The organism is Bacteroidia bacterium, from assembly GCA_033391075.1.
Classification (GTDB): Bacteria; Bacteroidota; Bacteroidia; order J057; family J057; genus JAWPMV01.
On sequence record JAWPMV010000001.1, the window covers coordinates 6,088,870 to 6,106,530 of the forward strand.

25 protein-coding genes are annotated in these 17,661 nt (G+C 43.9%); 2 read left to right on the plus strand and 23 right to left on the minus strand.

Annotated features, from left to right (window positions below):
• From rpsE to rpsL, 22 genes are all read right to left on the minus strand, one after another.
• Positions 1–516, minus strand: a complete 516-nt coding sequence (gene rpsE / locus R8P61_24240) for a 30S ribosomal protein S5 (protein ID MDW3650205.1) — start codon at positions 514–516, stop codon at positions 1–3.
• Positions 517–520: 4 nt separating this feature from the next.
• On the minus strand, positions 521–883 hold the full coding sequence (gene rplR, locus R8P61_24245; GenBank protein MDW3650206.1) for a 50S ribosomal protein L18: 363 nt from the start codon (positions 881–883) through the stop codon (positions 521–523).
• A 42-nt stretch (positions 884–925) separates the two neighbouring features.
• Entirely contained in the window at positions 926–1,480 is a 555-nt protein-coding gene (gene rplF / locus R8P61_24250) for a 50S ribosomal protein L6 (protein ID MDW3650207.1), read from the minus strand.
• Positions 1,481–1,489: 9 nt separating this feature from the next.
• Positions 1,490–1,888: a 30S ribosomal protein S8 gene (rpsH, locus tag R8P61_24255; protein MDW3650208.1), complete on the minus strand. Its 399-nt coding sequence runs from the start codon at positions 1,886–1,888 to the stop codon at positions 1,490–1,492.
• Between the two features lies 1 nt (position 1,889).
• Complete coding sequence (gene rpsN, locus R8P61_24260) at positions 1,890–2,159, minus strand: 30S ribosomal protein S14 (protein MDW3650209.1); 270 nt, start codon at positions 2,157–2,159, stop codon at positions 1,890–1,892.
• A 6-nt stretch (positions 2,160–2,165) separates the two neighbouring features.
• A complete protein-coding gene (gene rplE / locus R8P61_24265) occupies positions 2,166–2,723 on the minus strand; it encodes a 50S ribosomal protein L5 (protein MDW3650210.1) in 558 nt (185 codons plus the stop codon).
• A gap of 4 nt (positions 2,724–2,727) precedes the next feature.
• On the minus strand, positions 2,728–3,054 hold the full coding sequence (rplX, locus tag R8P61_24270) for a 50S ribosomal protein L24 (protein MDW3650211.1): 327 nt from the start codon (positions 3,052–3,054) through the stop codon (positions 2,728–2,730).
• A 48-nt stretch (positions 3,055–3,102) separates the two neighbouring features.
• The gene (gene rplN, locus R8P61_24275; protein ID MDW3650212.1) at positions 3,103–3,471 is read right to left on the minus strand and encodes a 50S ribosomal protein L14; all 369 of its coding nucleotides are present in this window, start codon (positions 3,469–3,471) and stop codon (positions 3,103–3,105) included.
• A gap of 52 nt (positions 3,472–3,523) precedes the next feature.
• Positions 3,524–3,793, minus strand: coding sequence for a 30S ribosomal protein S17 (rpsQ, locus tag R8P61_24280; protein MDW3650213.1), 270 nt, complete (start codon positions 3,791–3,793; stop codon positions 3,524–3,526).
• 9 nt (positions 3,794–3,802) lie between these two features.
• Positions 3,803–4,009, minus strand: a complete 207-nt coding sequence (gene rpmC, locus R8P61_24285; GenBank protein MDW3650214.1) for a 50S ribosomal protein L29 — start codon at positions 4,007–4,009, stop codon at positions 3,803–3,805.
• 5 nt (positions 4,010–4,014) lie between these two features.
• On the minus strand, positions 4,015–4,434 hold the full coding sequence (gene rplP, locus R8P61_24290) for a 50S ribosomal protein L16 (GenBank protein ID MDW3650215.1): 420 nt from the start codon (positions 4,432–4,434) through the stop codon (positions 4,015–4,017).
• A 51-nt stretch (positions 4,435–4,485) separates the two neighbouring features.
• Positions 4,486–5,226: a 30S ribosomal protein S3 gene (gene rpsC, locus R8P61_24295; protein MDW3650216.1), complete on the minus strand. Its 741-nt coding sequence runs from the start codon at positions 5,224–5,226 to the stop codon at positions 4,486–4,488.
• Between the two features lie 18 nt (positions 5,227–5,244).
• Complete coding sequence (gene rplV, locus R8P61_24300; GenBank protein MDW3650217.1) at positions 5,245–5,706, minus strand: 50S ribosomal protein L22; 462 nt, start codon at positions 5,704–5,706, stop codon at positions 5,245–5,247.
• A gap of 2 nt (positions 5,707–5,708) precedes the next feature.
• A complete protein-coding gene (rpsS, locus tag R8P61_24305; GenBank protein ID MDW3650218.1) occupies positions 5,709–5,987 on the minus strand; it encodes a 30S ribosomal protein S19 in 279 nt (92 codons plus the stop codon).
• A 15-nt stretch (positions 5,988–6,002) separates the two neighbouring features.
• On the minus strand, positions 6,003–6,830 hold the full coding sequence (gene rplB / locus R8P61_24310; protein ID MDW3650219.1) for a 50S ribosomal protein L2: 828 nt from the start codon (positions 6,828–6,830) through the stop codon (positions 6,003–6,005).
• 40 nt (positions 6,831–6,870) lie between these two features.
• A complete protein-coding gene (gene rplW, locus R8P61_24315) occupies positions 6,871–7,164 on the minus strand; it encodes a 50S ribosomal protein L23 (GenBank protein ID MDW3650220.1) in 294 nt (97 codons plus the stop codon).
• Positions 7,165–7,166: 2 nt separating this feature from the next.
• A complete protein-coding gene (gene rplD / locus R8P61_24320; protein ID MDW3650221.1) occupies positions 7,167–7,799 on the minus strand; it encodes a 50S ribosomal protein L4 in 633 nt (210 codons plus the stop codon).
• Between the two features lie 4 nt (positions 7,800–7,803).
• The gene (gene rplC, locus R8P61_24325) at positions 7,804–8,427 is read right to left on the minus strand and encodes a 50S ribosomal protein L3 (GenBank protein MDW3650222.1); all 624 of its coding nucleotides are present in this window, start codon (positions 8,425–8,427) and stop codon (positions 7,804–7,806) included.
• Between the two features lie 88 nt (positions 8,428–8,515).
• Complete coding sequence (gene rpsJ / locus R8P61_24330; protein MDW3650223.1) at positions 8,516–8,821, minus strand: 30S ribosomal protein S10; 306 nt, start codon at positions 8,819–8,821, stop codon at positions 8,516–8,518.
• A gap of 31 nt (positions 8,822–8,852) precedes the next feature.
• Positions 8,853–10,955, minus strand: a complete 2,103-nt coding sequence (fusA, locus tag R8P61_24335; protein MDW3650224.1) for an elongation factor G — start codon at positions 10,953–10,955, stop codon at positions 8,853–8,855.
• A gap of 38 nt (positions 10,956–10,993) precedes the next feature.
• Entirely contained in the window at positions 10,994–11,461 is a 468-nt protein-coding gene (rpsG, locus tag R8P61_24340) for a 30S ribosomal protein S7 (GenBank protein ID MDW3650225.1), read from the minus strand.
• A gap of 7 nt (positions 11,462–11,468) precedes the next feature.
• On the minus strand, positions 11,469–11,843 hold the full coding sequence (gene rpsL / locus R8P61_24345) for a 30S ribosomal protein S12 (protein ID MDW3650226.1): 375 nt from the start codon (positions 11,841–11,843) through the stop codon (positions 11,469–11,471).
• Positions 11,844–12,482: 639 nt separating this feature from the next.
• On the opposite strand from rpsL, the gene R8P61_24350 reads away from it, so the two are divergent.
• Positions 12,483–14,126 carry a glutamate synthase-related protein gene (locus R8P61_24350; GenBank protein ID MDW3650227.1) on the plus strand — a complete coding sequence of 548 codons (1,644 nt, stop codon included), beginning with the start codon at positions 12,483–12,485 and terminating at the stop codon, positions 14,124–14,126.
• A gap of 99 nt (positions 14,127–14,225) precedes the next feature.
• A complete protein-coding gene (locus R8P61_24355) occupies positions 14,226–15,293 on the plus strand; it encodes a hypothetical protein (GenBank protein ID MDW3650228.1) in 1,068 nt (355 codons plus the stop codon).
• On the opposite strand, the gene R8P61_24360 is transcribed toward R8P61_24355, so the two are convergent.
• Complete coding sequence (locus tag R8P61_24360) at positions 15,290–17,656, minus strand: gliding motility-associated C-terminal domain-containing protein (protein ID MDW3650229.1); 2,367 nt, start codon at positions 17,654–17,656, stop codon at positions 15,290–15,292. The two genes, R8P61_24355 and R8P61_24360, sit on opposite strands and share 4 nt — an antisense overlap.
• Between the last annotated feature and the right edge of the window lie 5 nt (positions 17,657–17,661).

The window sequence follows — 17,661 nt, forward strand, 5'->3', positions numbered from 1 at the left end:
TTATCCTTTATAAACTTTACTTACATCAATTCCCCTTACGCCTGCAAAATCGTTAGCAGTACGCATGTTCGCCAATGCTTTGATAGTAGCCTTTACTACGTTGTGAGGATTAGAAGAACCGAGGCTCTTACCGATCACGTCTTTCACACCCGCAGCTTCAAGCACTGCACGCATCGCACCACCAGCCAGTACTCCTGTACCAGGAGCAGCAGGACGAAGCAGAACTTTCGCGGCACCATATTTAGTGAAGGATTCATGAGGAATAGTTCCTTTTTGAACTTTCACTTTGATCAGGTTTTTCTTAGCGTCGTCAACTCCTTTGGCGATGGAATCAGTTACCTCATTTGCCTTACCCAATCCATATCCAACGATACCATCTCCATTACCAACTACCACGATAGCGGAAAAACTGAAGCGGCGACCACCTTTTACAACCTTTGCAACACGTTTAATCTTAACTACTTTTTCTTGTAGTTCGACGTCGCTGCTCTTAATTCTGTTTTCTTTCTGACTCATAATGTTAGAAATTAAGGCCACCTTCGCGTGCGCCTTCAGCCAAAGCTTTTACTCTACCGTGATATTTATAGCCGCCTCTGTCAAAAACAACCACCTCAATTCCTTTTCCTTTCGCAATTTCAGCCAATTTTTTACCGACTTCTTTGCTCGTATCCATTTTTGAAAGGGCCTGCAAATTTAGCTCTTTTTCGCGAGAAGAACAACTTGCGAGCGTTACGCCAGCATCGTCATCAATCAACTGAGCATAGATTTGCTTATTACTTCTGAAGACAGAAAGACGGGGCTTGTCTGCTGTACCGCTGATGCGAGAACGAAGACGCCTGCGAATTCTGTTTCTCCTCCTAACTTTAAGTGCTGTTCTAGCCATAATATTATTATTTCAGGATGTGGCTCAATGAATTCCGACCCATTAAGCTCCTGCTGTTTTACCTGCTTTTCTTCTGAGTTGCTCACCCACAAACTTGATACCTTTACCTTTGTAGGGCTCTGGTGGTCTGAGGCCGCGGATTTTTGCTGCGATTTGACCGATCAATTGTTTGTCAATGCTGGTCAGTGTGATTAGGGGATTGCTACCTCTTTTAGATTCTGTCTCAACTTTGACTTCATTAGGGAGTACCATAATGATCGGGTGAGAGAATCCGAGAGAAAGTTCCAGCATATTGCCTTTGGCTTCTGCTTTATAACCTACCCCTACAACTTCCATTTTCTTTTCGTATCCCTGAGAAACTCCGATAACCATATTGTTGAGCAGAGAGCGAAACAAGCCGTGCATAGCTTTGTGTCTCTTCTGGTCAGTAGGTCTCTTTACTTCCAGGTTTCCATCTTCTACAGTAACCTCCAGATCTGCGTCAATTTGCTGCTTCAATTCTCCTTTAGGTCCTTTTACAGTAACCACATTGGAGTTGTCAACATTCACGCTAACACCGGCTGGAAGGGATATAATTGCTTTACCTATTCTAGACATTATTCCGGATTAATAAATGTAACACAATATTTCTCCTCCAACGTTTTGCTCTTGCGCATTCTTTCCGGTCATTACACCGTTGGGAGTAGATACGATAGCTATTCCTAGTCCATTTAGCACTCTTGGAATTGCTTTTACCTTGGAGTATTTTCTCAAACCAGGCTTACTTACTCTTTCGAGTTTCGTGATAGCTGGTCTTTTAGTAGCCTTATCGTATTTAAGGGCTATTTTGATACTTCCCTGAGGACCATCATCAACAAATTTGAATTTTCTGATGTATCCCTGGTCATGAAGTACCTTGGTAATCTCTTTCTTCAGATTCGATGCAGGTATCTCTACCACTTTGTGGCCTACCGCCTGCGCGTTTCTGATCCGCGTGAGATAATCTGAGATTGGATCTGTATTCATATTACCAACTTGTTTTCTTAACTCCTGGGATTTTGCCCTGAAGTGCTAGTTCTCTAAACTTAATTCTTGAAATTCCGAAGCGACGGATATATCCTCTAGGTCTTCCTGTGAGTTTGCAACGATTGTGCAGGCGTACAGGAGAAGAGTTTCTGGGTAGCAGAGCTAGTCCCTGGTAATCTCCGGCTTCTTTCAAAGCTTTTCTTTTCGCAGCGAATTTGGCTACTAGCCTCTCGCGCTTTTCTTGTCTTGCTATGATCGCTTTTCTAGCCATATTCGATTATTGCTTAATTTCTGTTCCTTGGAATGGCATACCGAAAGCTTTCAACAATGCGAAGGCTTCTTCATCGGTAGGCGCCGAAGTAACAAAAGTGATATCCATTCCGTCGATACGGTTGATCTTGTCAACGTCGATTTCAGGAAAAATGATCTGCTCTTTGATCCCCATAGTGAAGTTCCCTCTACCGTCAAATCCCTTTCTAGGAATTCCTCTAAAATCCCTTACACGAGGGAGGGCAACATTAATGAAGCGGTCAAGGAATTCGAACATTCTCACTTTTCTCAGCGTAACTTTACAACCAATAGGCATTCCATCACGCAATTTGAAGTTAGAGATACTCTTTTTGGCAATGGTAACAACAGGTTGTTGTCCTGAGATCATGCTAAATTCCTGTACAGCAGCATCGATCAATTTCTTATCTCCTACAGCATCACCCACTCCTCTGTTGAGGACGATTTTCTGTAGAACAGGTACCTGCATGACGGAGTCATAGTTGAACTCTTTGTTCAGCGCAGATACGATCTCTTCTTTGTATTTGGTATATAATCTAGGTTCCATTGCTTTACTTGATTATTTCTCCACTTTTCTTGGAATATCTCACCCAGCCTTTCTTTCCTTCTTCTCTTTTTCTTCCAACGCGAGTTGGGTTCTTAGAACTAGGATCGATCAGCATCAGATTGGAGATATGAATAGCTGCTTCCTGTTGGATGATTCCTCCATCGGGATTTTGTTGTGAGGGCTTCATGTGCTTACTCACCAGTTTCATCCCTTCGACGATAGCGGTTTGATCTTGAGGGAAAACGCGAAGGACTTTCCCGTCTTTTCCTCTATCAGCACCTGCCAGTACACGGACAGTATCGCCTTTCTTTATATGTAATTTATTAGCCATTGCTTTTTCGTATGCGTCGTTATTTATAAAAGACTCTCTTACTTAAGATTAAATCACCTCTGGTGCGAGAGAAACGATCTTCATATAATTCTTCTCACGAAGCTCACGGGCAACCGGGCCGAAGATACGCGTACCTCTGGGACCACCGTCATTTGCCAGGAGCACAGCTGCGTTGTCGTCAAATCTGATATAGGAACCATCCTGGCGACGAATTTCTTTGCGTGTGCGAACAACCACTGCTTTTACCACATCTCCCTTCTTAACACTAGAGGAAGGGTCAGCGGATTTAACTGAGCAGATGATACTATCCCCGATACGCGCGTAGCGCTTACGAGTACCACCGAGGACCCGGATACAGAGCAATTCCTTTGCTCCGCTATTATCTGCAACTTTAAGTCTACTCTCCTGCTGTATCATTGTTTTATCAGATTATGAAAATGAATTTGAGTCGGTGCAAAAATTCTTTTTCCTATTTTGCTTTTTCGATGATTTCAACCAGTCTCCAGCGCTTGCGCTTACTTAAAGGTCTGGTTTCCATAATGCGAACGGTATCTCCCATTCCGCATTGATTATCTTCGTCATGGGCCATGAATCGTGAAGTCTTTTTCACAAACTTTCCATAGATAGGGTGCTTTACCCTTCTTTCTACAGAAACTACGATAGACTTATCCATTTTGTCGCTCACGACTTTGCCTACACGAACTTTTCTAAGATTTCTATTTATTGCTATTTCGCTCATGACTCAAATTTATTGGTTGTCTTGTTCGGCACTCTGCCGTTCACGAAGAATGGTGCTTAGCCTAGCCAGGGTTCTGCGGGATGCCCGAATATCAGAAGGGCTCTCGATAGCAGAAACTGCATGATTGAGTCTCAGTCGAAGCAGTTTGTCTTTTTCGTCGACAATTCTTGCTTCTATTTCCTGAGTAGTCAGTTCTCTAATTTCCTTTGCCTTCATCTTTATTAAGCTTGTAGATCTCTTCTAATTACAAATTTGGTTTTCACCGGAAGTTTGTTGGCTGCCAGACGCAAGGCTTCACGCGCAATAGCTTCGGGTACACCATCAAGTTCAAACAAGATGCGACCAGGTTTTACAACAGCAGCCCATAGTTCAGGGTTACCTTTACCTTTACCCATCCGTACCTCAGCAGGCTTTTTAGTGATAGACTTGTCAGGAAAAATCCTGATCCAAACGTTACCTTCCCTTTTCATTGCACGGGAAATCGTCTGACGACAAGCTTCAATCTGGCGGGAAGTGATAAAATCACTTTCCATGGATTTCAGCCCATAGGAACCGAATGCTATTTCAGCACCACGCCCTGCGTTGCCTTTCATCCTGCCTTTCTGCGGCTTCCTGTATTTTACTTTTTTCGGCTGTAACATTGCTTAACGTTATTTTTTGTGATCGCAGTCAGAGACTACAATACTGTTTATCTATCTTTGTCTCCGCTTTTTACCCCCGCTATTTCCGCCTCTGTTTCCTCTGTTTCCACCTCTATTTCCTCCGCCTCTCTTACGGTCAGATTTTACATTTGGAGAAAGGTCTACTTTACCGAAGATCTCTTTCTTGAAGATCCACACTTTCACACCGATTACTCCATAGATCGTTTTTGCTTCAACCAGGGCGTAATCAATATCTGCGCGAAGTGTTTGGAGAGGAATACGACCTTGCTTGTACTGCTCGGTACGTGCCATTTCAGCTCCTCCTAATCTTCCAGAACACATGATCTTGCAACCTTCAGCTCCTGCACGCATGGTGGCAGCAAGTGCTGACTTCATCGCGCGACGGAAGGAAACACGTCCCTCCAGCTGTTGGGCAACCTGCTGACCTACCAGGGTAGCGTCAAGTTCAGGTCTTTTGATCTCAAAGATGTTGATTTGAACATCCTTGCTGGTTACTTTCTTGATCTCTTCGCGAAGTTTATCAACTTCTTTTCCTCCTTTACCAATCACAATACCTGGACGTGAAGTATGAACAGTGATAGTGATTTTGCGAAGGGTACGCTCAATGATAATTCTTGAGATACCACCGCGAGGAATACGGGCATTTAGATAAGCCCTGATTTTTTCATCTTCGACCAGTTTGTCGGCAAAGTTCTTTCCTCCGAACCAGTTGGATTCCCAACCTTTGATGATGCCGAGTCTAAGTCCTGTTGGATGCGTCTTCTGTCCCAATTTCTTTTATATTATTGGTTATTCTTCGTCTGGAATTTCATCGATGACCAAAGTCACGTGGCAAAAGCGTTTGCGAATCAAGTGCGCTCTCCCTTGAGGTGCAGGCTGCAATCTTTTCAACATGCGAGCTGCATCTACACTGGCTTCTGCTACAAAGTGAGTCCCCACATCAATTCTATCTCCTTCAAATTTCTCTTCGTAGCTGGAAACTGCAGATTTGAGTAGGCGGAGCACAGCAGGAGCTGCAGCACGTGAAGTCAATTTTAGCGTATTGATCGCGTCGAAGACTTCCATTCCTCTAATCTGATCTATCACCATTCTCATTTTTCTAGCTGAAGAACGGTAGTTGCGAAGTTTTACAACGCAAACATCCTCTTTGTCAGCTTTGAGTTGATTGGCGTAGGCAGTTTTGCGTTTGGGCTCCTTTGGAATCCCGGCAGCAATCTTCTCCTTACGGGTCATTTTAACTGTATCTGCCATTTCTATCTTCTTTTATCTTTTCTGTTACCGGCGTGGCCACGAAAGTTTCTAGTAGGAGCAAATTCTCCCAGCTTGTGTCCCACCATGTTTTCTGTGACAAATACCGGAATGTGAGTCTTCCCATTATGCACAGCGATTGTATGCCCTACAAAGTCCGGAGAGATCATGGATCTTCGCGCCCAGGTTTTGATCAGACGCTTGTTCCCTGAGTCATTCATCTTCAGGACTTTCCTTTCGAGTTTGGGATCAATAAAAGGTCCCTTTTTTAGTGATCTGGCCATAAGTATATTATTACCTTATCTTTTCTTTTTTCTGCTGATGATAAGTTTGCTGGAAGCTTTGTTCTTATCACGTGTTTTGTATCCTTTGGCTGGCAAGCCGTTTCTGTTTCTTGGGTGTCCACCTGAAGCTCTACCTTCACCACCACCCATTGGGTGATCGACCGGGTTCATAGCTACCCCTCTTACGCGAGGTCTCTTACCAAGCCAGCGGTTTCTACCAGCTTTACCTAATTGGATGTTTTGGTGTTCTGAATTACCAACTACTCCAATGGTTGCCATTCCTTCTCCCAGTACCATGCGAGTTTCACCAGAAGGCAGGCGAAGGATCACATATTTCCCTTCTCTTGCAGTCAGCTGAGCATAGGTCCCTGCACTCCGAGCCATCGTTGCTCCCATACCTGGGCGAAGCTCTATACAATGGACAGATGTACCTAAAGGAATATTTTTCATTTTCATTGCATTCCCACGAGATGGCTCAACTTTATCACCAGAAACGATGACTTGTCCAACCTCCAGCTTATCTGGAGCAATGATGTATCTTTTTTCTCCGTCAGCGTAGAAAAGCAGTGCAATTCTAGCAGATCTGTTCGGATCGTATTCTATCGCCTTTACGGTTGCCGGTACTCCGAATTTTTCTCTTTTGAAGTCTACAACACGGTAGCGCTTCTTATGACCACCTCCGCGGTTACGCATGGTGATTCTACCCGCACGGTTTCTTCCTCCGAAGCTTTTTACAGGAGCAGTCAATGACTTTTCAGGAGTTGATTTCGTAATTTCTGCGAAATCACTGATAGACATGTCGCGCTGTCCGGGTGTATTTGGCTTTAATTTTCTGATTCCCATCTTCTCAGTTTTTGATTGGTCGAATCTGGTTCAAGATATCTTAGATATGCTTGTAGAAATCTATTTCGTTACCTTCTTTCAATGTGATGATCGCTTTCTTGTAGTTGGGAGATTTACCTTTAATAAATCCTTTTTTGGTATATCTCTGGCGTCTCTTCCCACGAACGACCATGGTGTTAACACTTTCCACTTCCACTTCATAAACACGCTCTACCTCATCTCTGATCTGCTCCTTTGTAGCATTCATATGCACACGGAAGCCAAACTTGGCCAGGCCTTTCTCAGTATAGGCAGCGGTTTTTTCTGTGATGATTGGTTTCTTTAGTATACTCATGATTAGTTGGCTAATCTTTCGTTTATCACTTTAACAGCACCCTCAGTAAGAATCAATGTCTCTGCATTGAGGATGTCATAGGTATTGAGTTCAGATGCAGTACAAACTTCAGCCTTAGGAATATTTCTTCCTGAGAGGTAGATGTTTTTATCATCATCAGCCAATACCATCAACACTTTTTTACCATTCAGTTCAAAACCGTTGAGAATATTGATGAACTCTTTTGTTTTAGGTGCGTCGAAACCGAAGTTTTCAACAACTTTAACCTGCTCTTCGCGAGCTTTATAGGTCAAGGCACTTTTACGAGCGATGGTTTTCACCTTTTTATTCAGGCCGAATCCATAGTCGCGAGGTTTTGGTCCAAAAACGCGTCCACCATGTCTCCACAATGGAGATTTACGACTTCCTGCACGTGCATTACCTGTTCCCTTCTGGCGGTAAGGCTTCTTCTTTGTACCCGCAATTTCTCCTCTTTCCTTGGATTTATGCGTTCCCTGACGACGATTTGCCTGGATAAGTCTTACATCCTGGTAGATCGCATGATCGTTCGGCGTTTCCAATCCGAAAATTGAATCAGAAAGCTCTACTTTCCTGGAGGTCTTACCACCGTCGATTTTATATACTATTGCTTCCATTTTTCTACTTCTCTAGAATAACGTATGCTCCTTTATGGCCGGGGATAGACCCGGAAACTACAATCAGATTCTTTTCAGGAATGATCTTAACAACCTTGAGGTTTTGAACTTTTACACGATCACCACCCATGCGGCCTCCCATTTTCATTCCTTTGAAAACGCGAGAGGGAGTAGAACCTGGTCCCAAAGAACCTGGGGCACGCTCTCTGTTGTGCTGACCGTGCGTACGGCCACCAACTCCTGCGAATCCATGTCGCTTAACGACACCCTGAAAACCTTTTCCTTTAGAGATTCCGACTACATCAACGAAGTCTCCCTCTTCAAAAAGGTCAACACCTACTGTATCACCGAGTCCAAGGTCTATCTCTGATCCAGAGAAGTCGAACTCAACAACTTTGCGCTTAGGAGAAGTTTGGGCTTTGCGAAAGTGTCCCATTTCTGCACGGGAAGTATTCTTTTCTTTCGCTTCGTCAAAGCCTAGCTGAACTGCTTCATATCCGTCTGTTTCCTCAGATTTAAGCTGAGTAACTACATTGGGTTCAGCATATATGAGCGTACAGGCGATATTTTTCCGATTTTCATCGAAAACGCTGGTCATCCCTACTTTCTTTCCTATTATTCCTGCCATTGCATTAGGTTAATAGATTTTGATAAATTTTTCCGAACAAGCCCCTCATATGCGAATCAAGCACTGGGCGTTCCGTTCGATTCAAGAATTAAACTTTGATTTCAACATCAACTCCACTGGGCAGTTCCAACTTCATCAGAACGTCAACAGTCTTGGAGCTTGAGCTGAAGATGTCAATCAAACGCTTGTAAGAACTATACTCAAATTGCTCCCTGGATTTTTTATTCACGTGGGGAGAACGGTTTACCGTAACAACAGTACGCTCTGTTGGGAGTGGAATAGGACCACTCACAATGGCACCTGTTGATTTTACGGTTCTCACGATTCGCTCAGCAGACTTATCTACGAGGTTGTGATCGTAAGACTTAAGCTTGATTCTGATCTTCTGAGTCATTGCTGTTTTATTAGAACTTGATAGGGCAACCCTATACTTTGGTCAATCCTTTTGCTTTTTCTACTACTTCTTCCTGGATGTTGCTAGGAGCCTGCTCATAATGAGAGAACTGCATAGTCGAAGCCGCGCGTCCGGAAGAAATGGTACGCAGGTCAGTTACATATCCGAAGAGTTCAGAGAGAGGCACTTTAGCTTTTACAACTTTAGAGTTTCCTCTGTCTCCCATATTTTCGATCTTTCCTCTACGCTTATTCAAGTCTCCTACTACAGATCCCATATATTCTTCGGGAGTAACAACTTCTACAGCCATGATAGGCTCTTTCAAAATCGGCTTAGCAGCTTTTGTTGCAGCTTTAAAGGCCAAACGCCCTGCTAATTCGAAAGAAAGTTGATCGGAGTCCACATCGTGGAAACTTCCATCATATAGCTTCACTTTCAATCCATCCAGTGGGAATCCAGCCAAAACCCCATCTCCCATTGCATTTTTGAAACCTTTCTCAACAGAAGGAATAAATTCTCTTGGAATTGCTCCCCCTTTGATCACGTTTTCAAATTCAAATCCTTCTCCACTTTCTGTAGGTCCAACTTCAACCTGGATATCAGCGAATTTACCACGACCACCCGTCTGCTTCTTATAAGTCTCTCTGTGGTTAACTGTAGAAAGAATCGCTTCACGATAAGATACCTGAGGACGTCCCTGGTTAATTTCAACCTTGAACTCTCTTCTCAGACGGTCAACGATAATTTCGAGGTGAAGCTCACCCATACCAGCGATGATGGTTTGGGCAGTTTCTTCGTCTGTAGAAACCTTGAAAGTAGGATCCTCTTCTGAAAGCTTAGCGAGTCCAGTAGAAAGCTTTGCTTCGTCAGCTTGAGACTTAGGCTCAACAGCCAGTCTGATTACCGGATCAGGGAAGTCCATAGACTCCAATTCGATCGGAGAACCAACGATAGAAAGGGTATCACCTGTACGAATGTCTTTGAATCCAACACCCGCTGCGATATCTCCAGCTTCTACTTTATCTATTTGATTACGCTTGTTAGCGTGCATCTGCATGATACGGCTGATACGCTCTTTGTTACCCGTACGGTTGTTCAGAATATAAGAACCACCTTCCAGTACTCCAGAGTAAACACGGAAGAAGCACAGACGACCTACGTGAGGGTCAGTCATAATTTTGAAAGCGAGTGCTGTAAATGGCTCATTTACATCCGCTTTACGAATTACTTCTTCGTCAGTATCAGGGTTAGTTCCAACGATGTCAGCAACATCAGTCGGAGCAGGCATATAAGCACAAACTGCATCAAGTACAGCCTGAACACCTTTATTTTTGAAGGCAGATCCACACATCATAGGAGTGATCGTAAGATCCAGAGTAGCTGCACGAATGGCGGCCATGATCTCTTCGCGAGAGATTGAATCAGGATCTTCGAAGTATTTCTCCATGATAGACTCATCATACTCAGCTACTGCTTCGATGAGGTGAGTTCTCCACTCTTCTACTGTATCGAGCAAATCATCAGGAATCGGCACTTCTTCGAAAGTCATTCCGAAGTCGTTTTCATTCCAAACGATCGCTTTATTATCTACAAGGTCAACTACTCCTTTGAAGTCTTGCTCATTTCCGATAGGCACTTGAATGGGCACAGGATTCGCACCCAACATTTCTTTTACCTGACGAACTACTTCAAAAAAGTCAGCCCCGGAGCGGTCCATTTTATTTACGAATCCGATTCGGGGCACATTATACTTATCAGCTTGACGCCAAACAGTTTCTGATTGCGGCTCAACTCCATCAACGGAGCTAAACAGGGCTACAACACCATCCAGAACCCTCAGCGAACGTTCAACTTCTACGGTGAAGTCAACGTGACCGGGAGTATCAATAATGTTGATGCGGTGATCTGAACCTTGATACGGCCAGAAAGTCGTGGTAGCTGCAGAGGTAATGGTAATCCCACGCTCTTGCTCCTGCTCCATCCAGTCCATGGTTGCAGCACCATCGTGTACTTCTCCAATTTTATGAGAAATCCCTGTATAAAAAAGGATACGCTCGGTAGTTGTAGTCTTACCAGCATCGATGTGAGCAACGATTCCAATATTCCGGGTATCTTTTAAGGGTATCTTTTTCATTTCGAAAATAAACTTTTAGAAGTTTCTGTGATTATTTGTTAAAATCTGAAATGCGAGAATGCTTTGTTCGCCTCTGCCATTCTATGCGTATCTTCTTTCTTCTTTACAGCAGCTCCTTCATTTTTCGCAGCAGCCAGAATTTCAGCAGCTAACTTATCTCTCATGGATTTACCATTACGAGATTTTGAATAGCGGATGAGCCAGCGAATTCCAAGACCTTCTTTACGCTTGGGCTTCACTTCAGTAGGAACCTGAAAGGTAGCACCACCAACACGACGACTTTTTACCTCAACCTGAGGCATGATATTATTAAGTGCTGCTTTGAACAACTCAACTCCACTTTCTCCCGTCTTCTCTTCAACAATGTCCATAGCACCATAAAAGATGCGGAAAGCAGTACTCTTCTTGCCATCCAGCATCAGGTTATTTACAAACTTGGTTACCTGAGTATCTCCGTAACGTGGATCCGGAACCAACTGACGATCTTTTGCTCTACTTTTTCTCATGAGTCAATTACTTTTTGGGTCTACGAGTACCATATTTTGAACGTCCCTGCATCCTTCCTTCAACTCCAGCTGTGTCAAGGGCTCCGCGTACAACGTGATATCGTACACCAGGCAAGTCTTTTACACGACCGCCACGCACCAATACAATAGAGTGTTCCTGCAAGTTGTGTCCTTCTCCTCCGATATAGGCGTTTACTTCCTTCCCGTTGGTAAGACGCACCCTTGCAACTTTCCTTAGAGCAGAGTTAGGCTTCTTGGGAGTCGTTGTATAAACTCTCAGACATACTCCACGACGCTGAGGACAGTTGTCCAGAGCGGGTGATTTACTTTTCTCGGCTTTGACCTTCCGGCCTTTTCGTACTAGTTGTTGTATAGTAGGCATAAATAAATGCTATACGTTTCAATTTTTTCGTAAAAGGGCTGCAAAAGTACTCACGATTTGAGCCTATTACAAGCTTTTACAAATTTTATTTCGGTTGGATGATTCGGCAGGCTGTCTAAGCCATGAATTCATCCGGAGAAGATGCACTTTCATGAAGTACCTGCCATGGTTAAGTATCTAGGTGGGTGGTTAACCAAGTCAAATGTAGAGGGCGCTTACACGCAGCATTCGGACAGACCGAATCTCTACACCTATACTTAATGAACCTTCCGGGATACTTCTGCTGCTAAGCAGTCTAGAGGCATTGCCATGAAGGGCTATCTATGTTTGATTCTTCTAAACAAGCGTTTTTCAGAATCGGAGCGCAAGTTACACACTCTATATCGTAATTCAAAGAGAGGAACAGAAAATTCATGGAGGGAAATGAGGGATATTTTTGAATTTCGCAGTTTAATTAAAATAGGGGCAGATTTACCTTTGAAAAAAAAAATACTTTTTCACCCCTCTCGTAGCTTGCACGACAACTGTAGTGATTTTATCCTCTTTAATTCGAGTTTTTTGCATGGGATTCTTATTAACTTCTCAATCCAATTTTACTTACACACATTATTAACCTCTACCTCCTTTAATATTCATTTTATGGATTTCTATAAAGCTTTTGAAAAGATGTTCCAGGCTGAGCAAGTTGCGGTCTTTGCTGAACTCCCGGAAAAGGAACCTCAATATGCCTTGGTTGCAGAAACGGATCTGGTCGTCATTCGCTATGGTGAAGATGTTTCTGTACTCTATGGAAGATGCCTGCATAGAGGAGCCTTGCTCAGTGATGGAAGGATAGAAGGAGACAATTTGATCTGTGGCCTCCACAATTGGGACTATAGATTTGATACAGGTGTAAGTGCCTACAATCCCGCTGAAATTCTGGAAAAATTTCCAGCTGCCATCAAAGACGGGAAAGTCTATATAGATAAAGCAGATGTAATCGCTTTCGAAGAAAAGGTTCCTTCTCGTTTCAACAGAGATGAATACCTCGGTCTATATGCCGATACCCACATGGAAGATACTGAGCCCTATACCTTATTTATAAAAGAGTTGGCTCAAAATGGCCTCAAGAACTTTGGGCATCATGGTCCAACAGCTGCCATGGGCGTAGATCGCAATACCCTCCCAAAATGGGATAATATTCAGATTCTTCCTGCTCAGCTGGCACAAAGACCTTTATTGGATGAAGAGGGTGTAGGGACGAAAGTTGTGATTGGCCCCAGAGCGAAAAAGCCCCTGGAACTGGATATCCCACTTTTCGTTTCGGATATGTCTTTTGGGTCTCTTTCCCGGGAAGCGAAAATAGCTTTGTCAAAAGGAGCTGAAATGTCAGGTACCGGGATTTGTTCGGGTGAGGGGGGAATGCTGCCGGATGAGCAAGCCAATAATAGTAAATACTTTTATGAATTGGCCTCGGCAAAATTTGGATTTAGCTGGGAAAAGGTAGCTAAATCTCAAGCCTTCCATTTCAAAGGAGGACAGGGTGCAAAAGTTGGTACAGGAGGGCACCTACCCGGCAATAAAGTTACGCCTGATATATCTGCCGTTAGGGATATTCCAGTAGGAACCTCGGCCATTAGCCCGGCCACTTTTACCGATATGAATAGCATGCAGGATTTCATCGATTTTGCTGCAGAAGTACGAAAAGTAAGTGGGGGAATACCCGTAGGCTACAAACTCGCAGCAAGCCGGATCGAAGCAGATATAGATTTTGCCCTTGAGGCAGGTGCCGATTATATCATTCTGGATGGCAGAGGCGGAGGTACAGGAGCAGCTCCGACCATCCTGAGAGATCACATTTGTGTCCCTACTATTGTCGCTCTGGCAAGAGCAAGAAAACATTTGGATAAAAGAAGAGCGAAAGATATCAGCCTCGTAATCACAGGGGGCCTGAGAGTGGCCCAGGACTTTGCCAAAGCCCTTGCTATGGGAGCAGATGCCATAGCTGTTTCCAATTCGGCTCTACAAGCCATCGGCTGCCTCGGTATGCGTGCCTGTAACAGCAATAACTGCCCGGTAGGAGTTGCTACTCAAAAAGATCATCTTCGCGCCCGTTTCGAGATTGACAAATCCGCCCAACAACTCAAAAACTTCTTCAGCGCCACCACAGACCTCATGAAGGTTCTCGCAAGAGCCTGCGGCCATGATCACCTGAGCAAATTTACCCAACAAGACCTGAGCACCTTTGATTATGATATGCACCGATTGACGGGTATACAGTATGCAGGGGTGAATCCGATTTAAAGACGTGTTCTGGTGTTCTCGTGTTCCTTCCCAGAGCACCAGAACACATGAACACCAGAACACTTTTACTTTTCGTATATTGCCTTTGCATTAGAAGATATGGCAAAGACACAGGCGTCACAAGAAACCTACTTGCATCACTTTTGCCCCGAATGTGGGGGTGAAATGGATTATAAAGGGGGGATTAAAAAATTCTCTTGTAGAGACTGTAGATACGAACGCCCCCTTCAAAAGAATTCGGATCAGGTTGTCGATCGCCCCCTGGCTTCTAATGTCAATTTCAAAAAGTTTAGAAGAGGTATGGGCCAGGCACTTAAACTCAAGGAGTTTCAGTGCGGAGGCTGCAGTGCCTTTGTAGCTGTGCCTGAAGAGCAAGAATTGGAAATTTGCCCCTTTTGCGAAGGAACGGAGCTGACAGAATCCAAGCGTTTGAATAAAGTGCTTGAGCCCAAGGATGTGATTCCCTTTACCATTCCCCTGGAAAGAGCACGAAAAATCCTCAGGAGATTTCTCTTCAAACGCAATTACCTCTTTCTCCCCAATTCCATACAGAAAACAACCCAAAGAGACCGACTAAGAGGGGTGTATCTTCCTGTGTTTTTTATCGATGCCTTTACCCGATCTACCTGGAAAGGACAAGCCGGTCGAAAGGTAAAACAGAACAAGCAAGACAAAATTTTCTGGAATCCCAGCAATGGTTACTGGGAGCACACCTTTGATCGCATGTTTATAGAAGCATCCAAAGGAATCCAGATGAAGCATTTCAAAAACATTCAACCCTATGATAAATTTAAACTGGTTCCTTATGATCCCCTTTATCTAAGGGACTTCATAACAGAAGTTTATCAGAAAGAAGAAATAGAAGGAATAAGAAATGCTGATAAGCAAATTGAAAATGAAGTAAAACGGCAATCCGAGTACCGTAGAAGAGGAGATGTATTTAAAGATTTTAAATACAATCGGGAAAATATGCTGCTAGCTTTCCGCCATGTCCTTGTGCCTGTTTGGATCGCAACCTATCAATACCGAGGGCAAAACTTCCAGCTTATGATCAATGGACAGAAAGGTTATGTAGCTGGAGACAAACCTCTTTCTATGAGGAAGATCTGGATTGCCATCATCACGGGCATCGTGAGTATCAGTTTGATGGTTTGGTTACTTTCCTAGCGAATCAGGGTAATCGAACCTGAACTCTGAAAGACATTCCCACTAAAATCTTCATATTCGACCATATATACATAAACACCTTCTGGAGCGGGCCGGCCACTATTGGTTCCATCCCAAGCCTGATCGATATTATCCGTTACAAAGATTTCATTGCCCCATCGATTATAAATTCGCAACTGAAAACGGCTGAAAAAGCTCCCCTTAATTTCAAAGAGGTCATTGATGCCATCTCCATTGGGGGTAAAGGCATTGGCTGCGAAAACACTAGGTTCGAAACTGATACATTGTTCCAAAGACCAGGCTTCGCTTCGACAGCTATCCTGATTCTCAGGAATCGCCTGTATCCGATAGCAGTAAAGCCCTCCTTGCTCTAAAGAAATATCGCGGTCTATCCACTCCAGATTCAAGCCGGGAGCCAGGTTACCAAGTATCGTATCCGAATCAGCGGTCCTCCGCCAAATCACGTAATTGGAAATGCCGTCAACCCATCCTGCATAGTCCCCCCAATTAATCGTAATCTCGAGTTCATCATCAGTTGCTTCCAGGGGAATACTACAATGCTGGCCCGTCAGGACCTCCTGATCACAAGCCGAAAGCAAACCCAGTTCATAACAATAGGATTCTGCCGCATCAATGGCTTCTGTATCTATCCAAGTGGTCACCATGGGATCAAAGATTTCCTCTACCAATTGGGAATTGCCATTCACAACTTTATACACACGATAGGCTCGAAAACTACTTCCCAAATTTTCTCTCCAGCTAATCTCTATAGCTCCATTCGAAGCTGAGACAGCACAAATACCTGCTCCCGTAGCCGGTTCAGAACAAAAGGTCAAACTCGGCGGTCCACTTTCAAGGTTTGGGCATTCATAGAAAATTTCCAGCTGATAACAATAGTTTAGCTGGTCAGCATTATTGGCCGATATATCGACAAAACTATTGGCTATGGGATTGGCGATCTGAGCAATTTCTACAAATCCCGCCCCATCATCTCGTGAAATAGAGAAATAGGAAAATCCATTTTGCTGATCTGCCGTCAAGCCCACCCAATCCAATTGTATGGTTTGATTATCGATGACCTGAACGCAGTTAAATTCCGGCATGATTAATTCAGGTGCAATCGTCTGAAAATAAATCGTATCCCGAATCCGGTTAGGCGCCGGACAATCATTCTGATCCTCTACTTCAAAAATGAGGGAGTTTAGGGGAAAGTCGATAAAATCACAGCCGGGTGCCCAGCAAAACTGAACCAGGAGGGAATCTATCCCTATACTTTGTACTTGTATATCCCCGGGATCAGGCAAAGCCAGATGAGGGCCATCGAAACGAAAACTAATCGAATCACTCCCTATACCCGGTCCATTTTGATCCGAAACAATGAAAGAGAAACAACTTTCCTGATCGCGCTCAAAAAAGAGAGTGTCCCCACTGATCAAATCCGTATCAGGAAGTTGAATGTTCGGCGGAAAGTTGATTGGACAATCGATCACATTCACCTGAATATCCCTTCTAATCACTCCTATTACTTGCCCATTCCTTCTTTCAGTTACCCGAAGAGAAAATACATACTGCCCCAGATTCTGAGGACTAACGGTTAGAACTCCTGTTTGTTGGTCTACTCTCAAAGCTGGACTTCCATCCATCACATTGCTCAATCCATATCCTGGCAGCCAGGCAATGGGGAGAAAGGGAGGAGGAGGCACAACCGGTACCGGATCCATCTGAGAGCCTGCGGTAAACGGAGTAACAATATCATAGGTCAATTCATCTCCATCCGCATCCGTCGCACTATGATCAAAGGAAAAGAGATCACTTCGACAGATATAAGTAGGCAGCTGATTGGTAAAACTGGGAGAACTATTGCATAAAGCCGTATTGGGAATACGGGTATTTATCGCCATCCCAAACTCTCCAGGCTGTAAAATATTTTGGATGGTTTCATTTCGACAACACCTTCCCCATACCAATTCATAGCCCGATGTATTATCTCTAAGGCGGATAGTGGTCGTATATGTTCCCCGTGCATAACACAAATTTGCAGGAGGCGCAACACAGCTATCACTACCAGTCAGAGGTAGTACAAGGGTATCGGTCAAGGCAATAATTATCTCGGTTTCTAAAGAATTATTAAGTGCGTTGTATATCTGGATGGCTATTTCGGGGTCAAATGGAGTATTAGTAGGAAAGTCGATAGTAGGTTGGCAATCTCGGTAAACATTCAGGGTGATCTGATAGAGGTTAAAGCCCTGTTGATCTTTGCCCAGACAGGTATATTCCATATCTCCGCCTACCAAATGCTTCGCCTGGCTACTTAGGCACAGACCAAAGCATGCGAGAATGAGTATGATCTTTTTTATTTCCATGATAT

Excerpts from the sequence above, each read along its gene's own strand:
- rpsE (MDW3650205.1), bottom strand. The coding sequence starts at position 516 with ATGAGTCAGAAAGAAAACAGAATTAAGAGCAGCGACGTCGAACTACAA.
- rplR (MDW3650206.1), bottom strand. The coding sequence starts at position 883 with ATGGCTAGAACAGCACTTAAAGTTAGGAGGAGAAACAGAATTCGCAGG.
- rplF (MDW3650207.1), bottom strand. The coding sequence starts at position 1,480 with ATGTCTAGAATAGGTAAAGCAATTATATCCCTTCCAGCCGGTGTTAGC.
- rpsH (MDW3650208.1), bottom strand. The coding sequence starts at position 1,888 with ATGAATACAGATCCAATCTCAGATTATCTCACGCGGATCAGAAACGCG.
- rpsN (MDW3650209.1), bottom strand. The coding sequence starts at position 2,159 with ATGGCTAGAAAAGCGATCATAGCAAGACAAGAAAAGCGCGAGAGGCTA.
- rplE (MDW3650210.1), bottom strand. The coding sequence starts at position 2,723 with ATGGAACCTAGATTATATACCAAATACAAAGAAGAGATCGTATCTGCG.
- rplX (MDW3650211.1), bottom strand. The coding sequence starts at position 3,054 with ATGGCTAATAAATTACATATAAAGAAAGGCGATACTGTCCGTGTACTG.
- rplN (MDW3650212.1), bottom strand. The coding sequence starts at position 3,471 with ATGATACAGCAGGAGAGTAGACTTAAAGTTGCAGATAATAGCGGAGCA.
- rpsQ (MDW3650213.1), bottom strand. The coding sequence starts at position 3,793 with ATGAGCGAAATAGCAATAAATAGAAATCTTAGAAAAGTTCGTGTAGGC.
- rpmC (MDW3650214.1), bottom strand. The coding sequence starts at position 4,009 with ATGAAGGCAAAGGAAATTAGAGAACTGACTACTCAGGAAATAGAAGCA.
- rplP (MDW3650215.1), bottom strand. The coding sequence starts at position 4,434 with ATGTTACAGCCGAAAAAAGTAAAATACAGGAAGCCGCAGAAAGGCAGG.
- rplV (MDW3650217.1), bottom strand. The coding sequence starts at position 5,706 with ATGGCAGATACAGTTAAAATGACCCGTAAGGAGAAGATTGCTGCCGGG.
- rpsS (MDW3650218.1), bottom strand. The coding sequence starts at position 5,987 with ATGGCCAGATCACTAAAAAAGGGACCTTTTATTGATCCCAAACTCGAA.
- rplB (MDW3650219.1), bottom strand. The coding sequence starts at position 6,830 with ATGGGAATCAGAAAATTAAAGCCAAATACACCCGGACAGCGCGACATG.
- rplW (MDW3650220.1), bottom strand. The coding sequence starts at position 7,164 with ATGAGTATACTAAAGAAACCAATCATCACAGAAAAAACCGCTGCCTAT.
- rplD (MDW3650221.1), bottom strand. The coding sequence starts at position 7,799 with ATGGAAGCAATAGTATATAAAATCGACGGTGGTAAGACCTCCAGGAAA.
- rplC (MDW3650222.1), bottom strand. The coding sequence starts at position 8,427 with ATGGCAGGAATAATAGGAAAGAAAGTAGGGATGACCAGCGTTTTCGAT.
- rpsJ (MDW3650223.1), bottom strand. The coding sequence starts at position 8,821 with ATGACTCAGAAGATCAGAATCAAGCTTAAGTCTTACGATCACAACCTC.
- fusA (MDW3650224.1), bottom strand. The coding sequence starts at position 10,955 with ATGAAAAAGATACCCTTAAAAGATACCCGGAATATTGGAATCGTTGCT.
- rpsG (MDW3650225.1), bottom strand. The coding sequence starts at position 11,461 with ATGAGAAAAAGTAGAGCAAAAGATCGTCAGTTGGTTCCGGATCCACGT.
- rpsL (MDW3650226.1), bottom strand. The coding sequence starts at position 11,843 with ATGCCTACTATACAACAACTAGTACGAAAAGGCCGGAAGGTCAAAGCC.
- R8P61_24350 (MDW3650227.1), top strand. The coding sequence starts at position 12,483 with ATGGATTTCTATAAAGCTTTTGAAAAGATGTTCCAGGCTGAGCAAGTT.
- R8P61_24355 (MDW3650228.1), top strand. The coding sequence starts at position 14,226 with ATGGCAAAGACACAGGCGTCACAAGAAACCTACTTGCATCACTTTTGC.
- R8P61_24360 (MDW3650229.1), bottom strand. The coding sequence starts at position 17,656 with ATGGAAATAAAAAAGATCATACTCATTCTCGCATGCTTTGGTCTGTGC.